General features: G+C 74.4%; 6 protein-coding genes. All 6 read left to right on the forward strand.

From position 1 onward, the window contains the following. Positions 1–63: 63 nt before the first annotated feature. On the forward strand, positions 64–3,054 hold the full coding sequence (locus tag NYZ98_RS28235; protein ID WP_262846592.1) for an amino acid adenylation domain-containing protein: 2,991 nt from the start codon (positions 64–66) through the stop codon (positions 3,052–3,054). Then, a complete protein-coding gene (locus tag NYZ98_RS28240; protein ID WP_262846593.1) occupies positions 3,051–7,460 on the forward strand; it encodes a type I polyketide synthase in 4,410 nt (1,469 codons plus the stop codon). Before NYZ98_RS28235 ends, NYZ98_RS28240 begins: the two co-directional genes overlap by 4 nt. Continuing rightward, entirely contained in the window at positions 7,457–8,947 is a 1,491-nt protein-coding gene (locus NYZ98_RS28245) for an NAD(P)/FAD-dependent oxidoreductase (RefSeq protein ID WP_262846594.1), read from the forward strand. The genes NYZ98_RS28240 and NYZ98_RS28245 overlap by 4 nt, the downstream gene beginning before the upstream one ends. Further along, positions 8,944–9,387, forward strand: coding sequence for a nuclear transport factor 2 family protein (locus NYZ98_RS28250; protein ID WP_262846595.1), 444 nt, complete (start codon positions 8,944–8,946; stop codon positions 9,385–9,387). The genes NYZ98_RS28245 and NYZ98_RS28250 overlap by 4 nt, the downstream gene beginning before the upstream one ends. A 13-nt stretch (positions 9,388–9,400) precedes the next feature. Continuing rightward, on the forward strand, positions 9,401–10,654 hold the full coding sequence (locus NYZ98_RS28255; protein ID WP_262846596.1) for an MFS transporter: 1,254 nt from the start codon (positions 9,401–9,403) through the stop codon (positions 10,652–10,654). Then, positions 10,651–11,008, forward strand: a 358-nt coding sequence (locus tag NYZ98_RS28260) for an AMP-binding protein (protein WP_262846597.1), incomplete at its 3' end; no start/stop codon positions are given. The genes NYZ98_RS28255 and NYZ98_RS28260, both read left to right, overlap by 4 nt.

Consider the following 11,008-nt stretch of genomic DNA (forward strand, 5'->3'; position numbering starts at 1 on the left):
CGCCCGCGCGCCTGTTCCTTCCCGTTCGTGCCGTCCACGCGCAGCCTGCCCAGGAGAGAGACGATGCCCAGCACTATCGCCGTCCATCGCGATGGACGCGCCTCGGATCACGGGGACGCGACGCCGTCCTTCTTCTCCCGTGAGGCGTTCGCCGGAGACCCCGGCCGGGCGTGCCACGGGATCGCGTTACGCGTCCCCCTGGGGGTGGACGCGCAGGACATCCGCGCCAACCTGGACAAGCTGGCCGCCGAACAGGACGCGCTGCGCGGGTTGCGGCTGTGGGTGCCGCCCGTCGAACCGGCCAACGGCGAGACTCCTACGGGCGGGACGCGAGCCGACGAGATACGTACCGGCGAGACGCGGGCCGCCGAGGCGCGCGATCGGGAACTGCGGCGCGCCCTGTCCCCCGGCGGCCCCGGCCTGCGTGCCGTGCTACTGCGGCACGCGGACGGCCCGCCGGTCCTGGTGCTCACCGGCCACCGGGCCGTGCTCGGGTACGCGGGGCTGGAGCGGCTGGCCACGGCGCTGGTCGACCCGGCCACCCCCGCCCCGGTCGTCGGGTCGCTCGCCGTGCCGCACGCGGGGCGCGCGACCGGGGCCGGTGTCCGGGGGCCGGGCTGGGGGCTGGGCGAGGAGGACCGCGCGGGCCGCCACGGCGGCGTGCCCGTCCACCAGCCCCAGCACGTCTCCGACGCCACACTGCTCGCCGCCGTCGACCTCATGCTCGCCCGCTACGGCACCGGCGAGGGCTCCCCCGTGGCGCTGGTGCGCTCGGGCACCTGCGCCGGCCCGCTGGACGAGGTGACCACCTGGGCCGTCGACGCCGGCGACTCGGACACGGCCGGCACCCTGCTGGCCCGCGCCGGCCGCGTGACCGGCCACGATCCGGAGGCGGGACCCGGCAGGGACGAGGTCAGCGCGACCGGCCAGGACGGCGGGACGCCGGTGTTCGGGGTCGTGCTGACCGGGTCGGGGGACGCCGCATCCTACGAGCCGTGCGCGCGGCCCATGTTCCCGGTGACCCTGTGGTGGGACCGGGCCGGTGATGGCACGGTCCACGGCGAGCTCCGCTACGACGAGACGGCACTGTCCCCGTCCATCGCCGCCCAGTTCGCCCGGCACCTGGGCGACGCGGTCACCGCGCTCCACGCGCTCCCCGGCGACGCGCCGGCGGCGGACGCGGCACCGCTGACCTCCGGCGAGATCGGCAGGATCCTCGCCGCGGGCACCTCGCCCCCGCCCTCCACCGCCGTCCCGGCGACCGTTCACGGCGCCTTCGAGGCCGTCGCCGCGCGCGCCCCCGAGGCGGTCGCCTACCGCGACGCGGACGGCGAGCTGACGTACGCCCGGCTCGACCGGCGGGCCGAGCACTGCGCGCGGGGGCTCCGCGCGCTCGGCGTGGCGGCCGGCGACCGGGTGGGGGTCTGCCTGGAGCGCGGCGCCGACCTGGTGGTCACGCTGCTCGCGGTGCTCAAGACGGGCGCCGCCTACGTCCCGATGGACGTCAGGCACCCGGTCGAACGGCTCAGGTACACCACCGAGGACGCGGGCCTGGACGTGGTCGTGACCGGACTTCCCGGCTTCCCGGCCCCGGAGGGCACCCGCCTGGTGACCCCCGCGGAACTCGACCGCCCGGGGGGCGAGGCGAGCCTGTGGGCGGCGGCCGGCGCCGAGCCCCAGGCGGGCCGGGAACCGGTGGCCGGGCCGGAGGACGCCGCGTACGTGATCTACACCTCGGGGTCGACCGGCCGCCCCAAGGGCGTCATCGTGCCGCACCGGAACGTCATCGCGCTGCTCGCGGCCACCCAGGGCGACATGGGACTCGGCGAGCGTGACGTCTGGACCTGGTACCACTCCAGCGCCTTCGACTTCTCGGTCTGGGAGATCTGGGGGTGCCTGCTCACCGGTGGCCGCCTGGTCGGGGTGCCGTACGCGGCCTCGCGTTCGCCCGAGGACTTCATCGACATCCTCGTCGCCGAGGGGGTCACCGTGCTGAGCCAGACGCCGTCGGCGTTCACGCAGGTCATCGAGGCCGGCGGCGCGGGACGCGCGGGCATGGCGGTGCGTCTGGTGATCCTCGGCGGCGAGCCGCTGGACGTGCGGACGCTGCGCCGCTGGTTCCGCGACCGGTCGCACGTGAGCTGCCGGGTCGTGAACATGTACGGCATCACCGAGACCACCGTCCACGTGACGTCCCAGACGGTGACGCCGCGGGAGGTCGTCGCCGGGTCGCGGTCGGTAGGCCGGGCGCTGCCGGGGTGGTCGGTGTCGGTACGGGACGCCGCAGGACGGCCGCTGCCGTTCGGCGTGGCGGGCGAGATCTACGTGGGCGGCGCGGGGGTGGCCCTGCGTTACCTCGGCAAGCCCGAGCTGACCGCGGAACGGTTCGCCGAGGACCGGTTCGGCGGCGGCCGGATCTACCGCAGCGGCGACCTCGGCCGGATGCGGCCCGACGGCGCCCTCGACCACCTGGGCCGGCTGGACGACCAGATCCAGCTCAGGGGACACCGCATCGAGCTCGACGAGATCCGTTCGGTGCTGCTGGAGGTGCCGGCCGTGCGCGCGGCCGCGGTCGTGGCGGCGACCGGCCCGCGCGGCGGCTCGGCGGCCGTCCGCCTGGACGCGTACGTCGTGCTGGACGGGGCGTGCTCGACGGCGGAGATCCGGGGCGTGCTGGCCCGTCACCTGCCCGACTACATGCTCCCGAGCACGATCACCGTGATCGGGGAGCTGCCGCTGACCATCAACGGCAAGGTCGACACCGCGCGGCTGCCCGCCCCCCGCCTCGGCTCGGCGCCCGCCGAACCGGAGGACACGCGGGCCGGGGACGGCCTGCTCGCCACGCTGAGACGGGCCTGGGAGCACGTCTTCGGGGTGGCGGTGTCGCTGGACGACGACTTCTTCGAGCTCGGCGGCAATTCCCTGCTGGCCGTGCAGCTCTCGGCCGCCGCGCGGGCCTCGGGAACGCCCGGCTGGAAACCGCAGGACCTCTACCGCAATCCGACGATCAGATCCCTGGCCGCGGCACTCCCCGTCGAAAGGGCACAGCAGTGAAAGGGCACCCGCGCGACCATTCCGCGGAAATCCGTGACCCCGGACCGGAAACGCGTGGTTCCGGCCTCGACGGGACGGAGATCGCCGTCGTCGGAATGGCCGGCCGCTTTCCCGGAGCCGCGAACCTCGCGGAATTCTGGAGCAATCTCAGAAACGGCCGGGAATCGCTGTCCACGTTCACCGCCGAGGAACTCGCCGAGGCCGGCGTGCCCCGGGAGATCCGGGAGACCGAGGGGTACGTCGCCCGGCGCGGGGTGCTCGACGGCGCCGAGATGTTCGACGCCGGGTTCTTCGGCTACTACCCGCGCGAGGCCCAGATCCTGGACCCCCAGCAGCGCGTGTTCCTGGAATGCGCGTGGGAGGCCATGGAGGACGCCGCCCAGGACGGCTCGTCCACACGGGCGCGGGTCGGGGTGTTCGCCGGGTCGAGCCCGAGCGACTACGCGAGCCTGCTGCGCCGCCACCCCGGCGTCATGTCCACCATCGACGACTTCCAGTTCAACCTGGCCACCAGCCGCGACTTCCTCGCGACGCGGGTGTCCTACGCGCTCGACCTCGACGGGCCCGCCATGACCGTGCAGACGGGCTGTTCGACCTCCCTGGTCGCCGTCCACCTGGCGTGCCAGAGCCTGCTGACCGGCGACTGCGACACCGCGCTGGCCGGGGGCGTCTCGATCGGCGTGCCGCAGCGCGTCGGGTACCTGCCGGTGGCGGGCGGGATCCTGTCGCCGGACGGCCACTGCCGCGCGTTCGACGCGCGGGCCAGGGGGACGGTGGCCGGCGACGGCGCCGGCGTCGTGGTGCTGAAGCGGCTGGAGGACGCGCTGGCGGCGCGGGACCCGATCCGCGCGGTGATCAGGGGCAGCGCGGTCAACAACGACGGCCGCGAGAAGATCGGCTTCACCGCGCCGAGCGTACGCGGCCAGGCCGCCGCGATCCGTGCGGCGCACCTCGTCGCGGGGACGCCGCCGGAGACGATCGGCTACGTCGAGGCGCACGGGACGGCCACGCCGCTCGGCGACCCGATCGAGGTGGCGGCGCTGACCGAGGCGTTCGGCGGCGGCTCGGGCGGGCGGGCGTGGTGCGGCCTCGGCTCGGTGAAGACCAACATCGGCCACCTCGACGCCGCCGCCGGGATCACCGGGCTGATCAAGACCGTGCTCGCGCTCGAACACGAGGAGCTGCCGCCCAGCCTGCACTTCGAGCGGGTCAACCCGGAGATCAAGATGGACGGCGGCCCGTTCTACGTCAACGCCCGGCTGCGCGAGTGGCGCGGCGTGGGCGGCGCGCCCAGGCGGGCCGGGGTCAGCTCGTTCGGCATCGGCGGGACAAACGCCCACGTGGTGCTCGAACAGGCGCCCCCGCCGTCCCCTTCGGGGAGCGCGCGCGACCACCAGCTTCTCGTGCTCTCGGCGAAGAGCGAACCGGCGCTGCGGGAGGCCCGCGCGCGGCTGGCGCGCCGGCTGGCGTCCGGCCCGCCCGTGCTGGCCGACGCCGCGTACACGCTGCAGACCGGGCGCCGCGCGTTCGAGCACCGGACGGCGCTGGTCTGCCGCACACCGGAGGAGGCCGCGGCCCGCCTCACCGAGGAGCCGGCCGACGGCCCGGGGTTCGTCGCGGACCGGCCGGTCGTGTTCATGTTCCCCGGCGGCGGCGCGCAGCGGGCCGGGATGGGCGCGGGCCTGTACGCCGGCGAGCCCGTCTTCCGCGACGTGGTCGACCGGTGCGCCCGGATCCTGCGCCCGCACCTCGGGTTCGACCTGCGCACGGTGCTGTACCCCGAGGCGTTCCCCGGCGCCGGCCGGGCGGCGGGCGCCGAACTGGACGACTCGGTGGCCTTCCCGGCTGCGCTGTTCGTGGTGGAGTACGCGCTGGCGCGGCTGTGGTCGCACTGGGGGGTGCGTCCCCGTGCGCTGATCGGGCACAGCCTGGGCGAGTACACGGCCGCGTGCCTGGCGGGCGTCTTCTCGCTGGAGGACGCGCTGGCGCTGATCGCGTTGCGCGGCCGGCTGTTCGCCCGGCTTCCGGTGGGGGCGATGCTCAGCGTCCGGATGGGCGCGGACGACCTGGCGCCGCTGCTCGGGCCCGGCCTGGACCTGGCGGCGGTGAACGGCCCACGGTCGTGCGTGGTGTCCGGGCCGGTCGGGGAGATCGAGCGTATCGAGGCGCGGCTCGCGGAGCTGGACGTCGAGGGCCGCCGGCTGCGGATCTCGATCGCCGCCCACTCGCGCGCGGTGGAGCCGTTGCTGGCCGAGTTCGGGGAGTTCGTCGGGACGCTCCGGCTCCGGCCGCCGTCCGTGCCGGTCATCTCCAACCGCACCGGGACGTGGCTCACCCCCGGGCAGGCGACCGACCCCGCGTACTGGACCGCCCACCTGCGCGGGACGGTGCGCTTCGGCGACGGGGTGGCCACCCTGCTCGACGACCGGGACCAGGCGTTCGTCCAGGTGGGGCCGGGCTGGACCCTGGCCTCCTTCGTCCGCGCGGGCCAGGGGTCCGGCGGGCCGCCGCTGTGCGTGTCGTCGCTGCCGCCCGAGCCCGAGGGGGCGGGGGAGGTCGCCACGATGCTCGAATCCCTCGGCACGCTGTGGGCCGGCGGGGTCGAGACCGACTGGGCGGCGCTGCACGAGGGCCACGTCCGGGCACGGACGTCCCTGCCCGCCTACCCGTTCCAGCACCGGAGGTACTGGCCCGACGGCCCGAGGACGGCCGGGGAGCCGACGGCGCCCCTGCCCGGCACCACCGACCTGTCAGGACCTCCGCTCGGCCCGGCCCCGGCCGAGTCCGATACGGCCCGGCCCGGGTCAGGTGCGCACGCGTCCGGATCGGGTGCCGCCCCTGCCGGGCCGGGCGGCGAGGTGGCCGGGCGCCTGCTGGACATCTGGCGGGACCTGTTCGGCACCGACCTGTCGGTGGAGGACGACTTCTTCGCGCTCGGCGGGGACTCGCTGCTCGCCACCCGGCTGCTGCTCAGGGTCAACCGGGAGTTCGGGGTGGCCCTGATGCTCAAGGACCTGATGGCGGCCCCGAGCGTCAGGCGCCAGGCCGCGGCGGTCGCCCGCGCCACGGCCCCTGGCGCGAAGGACACGCCTGCCCAGGACGGCGCCTCGCCTCAGGCGGGAACGCCCAGGGAGGACGCGCGGGAAGAGGGCGCGCGGGAAGAGGGCGCGCTGCCCGGCATCGCGGCGGACGTCCGCCTCGATCCCTCGATCACGGTCGCCGCCGACGCGCCGGAGGGCCCGGAAGGGGACGCGGTGTTCCTCACCGGCGCGACCGGCTACCTCGGCGCCCACCTGCTGCGCGAACTGCTGGACCGCACCCCGTGGCAGGTCCGCTGCCTGGTACGGGCCTCGACGGCCGCCGAGGGGCACCGCCGCGTCCTCGGCGTCCTGCGCGAGCACGGCCTGGACGGGAACGTCCCCGGCGAGCGGATCGTCGCGGTGCCCGGCGACCTTTCGGCGCCGCTGCTCGGCCTGACCGAGGCCGCCTTCGACGAGCTGGCCCGCACCACCGCCGCCATCTACCACTGCGGGGCCCGCGTCCACTTCACCTACCCGTACGCCTCGATGCGCGCGGCCAACGTGCTCGGCACCCAGGAGGTGCTGCGGCTCGCCGCCCGGGGCCCCGTCACGCCGGTGCACCACGTGTCCACGACCGCCGTCTTCCCCGCCTCGGGCGGCGGGACCGAGATCACCGAGGACACCGCCCCGTACCCGGCCGAGTCGCTCGCCACCGGATACGCCCAGAGCAAGTGGGCGGCCGAACGCCTGGTCGAGGCGGCGCGGGAGCGCGGGATCCCGGTCGCCGTGTACCGGCCGGGCGCGGTCACCGGCGACACCAGGACCGGCCTGTCCCGGCCCGACGACGCCGTGTGGCGGATGCTCAAGGGCTGCCTCCAGCTCGGGTACGCCCCCGACACCCCGGAGGGCATCGTCGGCGCCCCCGCCGACTTCGTCAGCGCGGGGATCGTGCACCTGTCGCGGCGCCCCGCGTCCCTGGGCCGGAACTTCCACCTGATCGCCCCCGAACCCACCCCCTGGCCGGAGGTCTTCGAGGCCGCCAGGTCCATGGGGTACCAGGTGCGGACGGTGAGCTACCAACGGTGGCGCCGCCTGCTCGACGGCCTCACCGAACCGGGCCCCGGCGGGGACGAGGGCAACGCGCTGTTCCCGCTGGTCCACCTTTTCGACCCGGCGACGGCCGTCGTCCCCGACCCGGTGACCTGCCGGGCGACGACGGCCTCGCTCTCCGGCGGCGGGGTCGAGTGCCCGCCGCTGGACGCTGATCTGTTCCGCCGGTACGTACGGCACTTCATCGGAACGGGATTCCTCGCCCCGCCGGACCGGGAGCGGGATCCCGCGGTGCCCGCGTCCATCTCATCCATCTCGTCAGGAGAAACCGCATGATTGAGACCACCCGCGTACTGGTGATCGGCGGCGGTCCCGCCGGGTCCACCGCGGCCACGCTGCTCGCCCGCGAGGGCTTCGAGGTCACGCTCCTGGAACGGGAGCGGTTCCCTCGCGAGCACATCGGCGAGTCGCTGCTGCCCTCGATCCTCACCGTGCTCGACCTCATCGGAGCCAGGGAGAAGGTGGAGGAGTTCGGCTTCGTCAAGAAGTACGGCGGCTACCTGGCCTGGGGCGACGACCGGTGGGAGATCCGCTTCGGCGACCCGTCAGAGGCGGGCTCGGGGTACGGCTTCCAGGTCACCCGCGCCGACTTCGACAAGCTCATGCTCGACCACGCCGAGAGCCAGGGGGTGCGCGTCCGCCAGGGCGTCAAGGCCACCGAAGTGCTCTTCGAGGACGGGCGGCCCCGCTCGGTGCGCTGGGCGGAGACCGGCGACGCGACGCGTACCGGGGAGATCCGGTTCGACCAGCTCATCGACGCCACCGGCCGGGCCGGCCTGATGACCACGCGGTACACCGGCGGGCGCCGCTACAACGAGGGCTTCAGGAACGTCGCCGCCTACAGCTACTGGGCCGGCGCCAAGCTCCCCCACCAGGGCCCGCCCGGCAGCATCATGGTCGGCTCCATCGAGGACGGCTGGCTGTGGGCCATCCCGCTGCACGACGGCACGCTCAGCGTCGGGGTGGTGGCGCACAAGACGAGCTTCCAGCGCCGGCGCGAGGAGTGCGGCTCGATCGAGGACGCGTACCTGGCCGCGATCGCCGAGTCGCCGCTGATCTCCGAGCTGGTGGAGCCGGGTGAGCGGGTCCGCCCGGTCAAGGTGGAGCAGGACTTCTCCTACATGTGCGAGCAGCCCGCGGGGGACGGGTACTTCGTCACCGGCGACGCCGCCTGCTTCCTCGACCCGCTGCTGTCCACCGGCATCCACCTGGCCACCTACAGCGCGACGCTGGCGGCGGCGGGCACGGCGAGCATCCTGCGCGGCGAGCTCGACGAGCGCGAGGTGACCACGTTCTACGGCGAGGCCTACCGGACGGCGTACGTCCGGTTCCTGGTGCTCGTGTCGTCGCTGTACCTCAACTACCGGGGCAAGGACTCGCTGTTCTGGCAGGCGCAGAAGATGTCGCACCAGGAGATCGGCGAGTCGGAGGTGATCACCGCCTTCAAGCACATCGTGTCCGGCCTGGAGGACGTCGAGGACGCCGGCAGCGGCGGCAGCGCGCTGGTGTACTCCGAGATGAAGCGCCTCATCGACACCTACTTCCCCGAGGGTTCCGGGCGCGACGACGCGTGGCTGGCGACCCTGAGCCCCGAGGAGCAGAAGCGGGTCCTTGCCGAGGTGCGCCCGCTGTCCTCCGGCGACTACCCGGTCTCCGAGGAGACCGCCGTGAACGGCTTCTACGTGCGGACCAGCCCGCGTCTGGCGCTGGTGCCCGCGACCCAGGGCCAGGACACCCGGCCGGTGGAGGTGGCGGGCCGATGAAGGCGGCGACCTACCCGGTCCCGGCGCCGGCCGGCGTGCGCTCGGCGCTGGCGCTGATGCTGGACGAGGCGGCGACGGCGTACAACGACGGCGACTACGAGGCGTTCGTGGCGGCGTACCTGCCGTCGCCCGAGACCACGCTGATCGCCTACGAGCCGGGCGAGGGGCCGGTGGCGGACCGGGGCAGGCTCGTGCTGCGCGGCAGTGACGCCATCCGGGCCCACTACGCGGAGGCCCCGATGTTCGACGCGGACTTCAAACGGCCGACGCTGTCCTACGACCTGCTGCACGCGGACCTGGTCAGCCCCGAGATGGCGCACGTCGTGGCGTTCGCCCAGCTCTCCGGGGGTGACGACCGGGTGCCCAAGCAGGCCATCAGCTCGCTGATCCTGCGCAGGGAGAAGACCCGCTGGCGGATCACCCACGACCACACCCACTGAGAAGGTCACGTCCATGTCCGCACGGTTCACCGAACGGCCCGGTCCGGCCACGCGCCCGGGACGGGCCATCTGGGGGCTGGTGGCCGCGGAGACGCTGTCCGGCGTCGGAACGCAGCTGAGCTGGGTCGCCCTCCCGTGGTTCACGCTGGCGGAGAGCGGCTCGGCGACCCGCATGGCCGCGGTGTTCGCCGCCGAGCTGCTCCCGGTGGCCCTGCTGGGCCCGCCGAGCGCGATCCTCGTCGCCCGGCTGGGCGCCAAGCGCGTGATGCGCGCCGCCGACCTGTGCCGCGCACTCCTGGTGGCACTGGTCCCGTCGCTGCACGCGCTCGGGCTGCTGTCCTTCCCCGTCCTGCTCCTCATCGTCTGCGCGATCGGCGCCGTCACCACCCCCTACCTGGCCTGCCAGCGGTCGGTGCTGCCGGAGCTGTTCGACGACGAGGCGTCGGTGACCCGGGCGAACAGCCTGGTCGAGGCGGGCACCCGGTTCGCGACCTTCGCCGGGCCCGCCGCCGCGGGCACGCTCATCGCGCTCATCGGCGGGCCGAACGTCCTGTGGCTGGACGCGGGCTCCTACCTGGTCTCGTTCCTGCTGCTGGGCCTGCTGCCCGCCGGTCTCGGACCGGCGGACGGGGCCGGGCCGCCGGTCGGCGCGTTCGCCGGGCTCCGCCACCTGTGGCGTGACCCGCTGCTGGCCCGGCTGTGCGCGGCGAGCCTGCTGTACGGGTTCCTGTTCCCGGTGCTGCTCGCCGCGCTGCCCGTGCTGACGTACACCAAGTACGGGGGCAGCCCGGCGGTGGCGGGCTGGCTGTTCGCGGCCTGGGGCGCGGGGTCGGTGGCGGGAAGCGTGCTGGCCTACCGCCTGGCCGACCGGGTGCCGCTGCTGTGGCTCGGCGGGTACGCGGCGATCGCCGCCGCGGTGCCGTTGTGGCCGATGGCGCTGCCGATGCCGGCGGTCGTCCTCGGGGCGCTGATGGCGGCCAGCGGGCTGTGCGTGCCGGTGCTCAACACCGCCTACCTGAGCGTCCTGACGCTGCGGCCCGAGGCGGAACTGCGGGTACCGGTGCTGACGGCGCTCGTCACGACCAACACCCTGGCCAGCGCCGCCGGGTTCCTGAGCGCCGGGATCCTGCTCGAAAGGCTCGGCACCACACCGGTCTTCCTGGTCACCGCCGTCGCGGCGACCCTGTGCGCCGCACTGCTGATGCGCACGGCGGCCGCGTTCCCGCAGCCGATCCCCGTTTCCCCGACCTCACGGATGTCACCATGAACGACGCACCCCGAACCGCCGACCACCCCGCGCCCACCCGCACGGGCACCCCGCACGAACCGGTGGCGGAGCGGGCCACTTTGCACGGGCTGGTGGCCGAGCAGGCTGGAAAGTCGCCCTCGGCCGTGGCCGTCTCCGGTGACGACGGGCACCTCACCTACACCCAGCTCGACACCCAGGCCAACCAGATCGCCCACCTACTCCAAGACCGAGGCGTCCGCCAAGAACACCTCGTCGGCGTCTGCCTCCCCCGCACCACCCACCTCCCCACCACCCTGCTCGCCATCCTCAAAACCGGCGCCGCCTACCTCCCCCTCGACCCCGACTACCCCCCCGCCCGCCTCCAATACATGA

Source organism: Sphaerisporangium corydalis (genome assembly GCF_025506355.1).
Classification (GTDB): Bacteria; Actinomycetota; Actinomycetes; order Streptosporangiales; family Streptosporangiaceae; genus Sphaerisporangium; species Sphaerisporangium corydalis.

What these genes read in the sequence shown, in the direction of transcription:
- NYZ98_RS28255 (WP_262846596.1), top strand. Translation starts at nt 9,401, where the DNA reads ATGTCCGCACGGTTCACCGAACGGCCCGGTCCGGCCACGCGCCCGGGA.
- NYZ98_RS28250 (WP_262846595.1), top strand. Translation starts at nt 8,944, where the DNA reads ATGAAGGCGGCGACCTACCCGGTCCCGGCGCCGGCCGGCGTGCGCTCG.
- NYZ98_RS28245 (WP_262846594.1), top strand. Translation starts at nt 7,457, where the DNA reads ATGATTGAGACCACCCGCGTACTGGTGATCGGCGGCGGTCCCGCCGGG.
- NYZ98_RS28235 (WP_262846592.1), top strand. Translation starts at nt 64, where the DNA reads ATGCCCAGCACTATCGCCGTCCATCGCGATGGACGCGCCTCGGATCAC.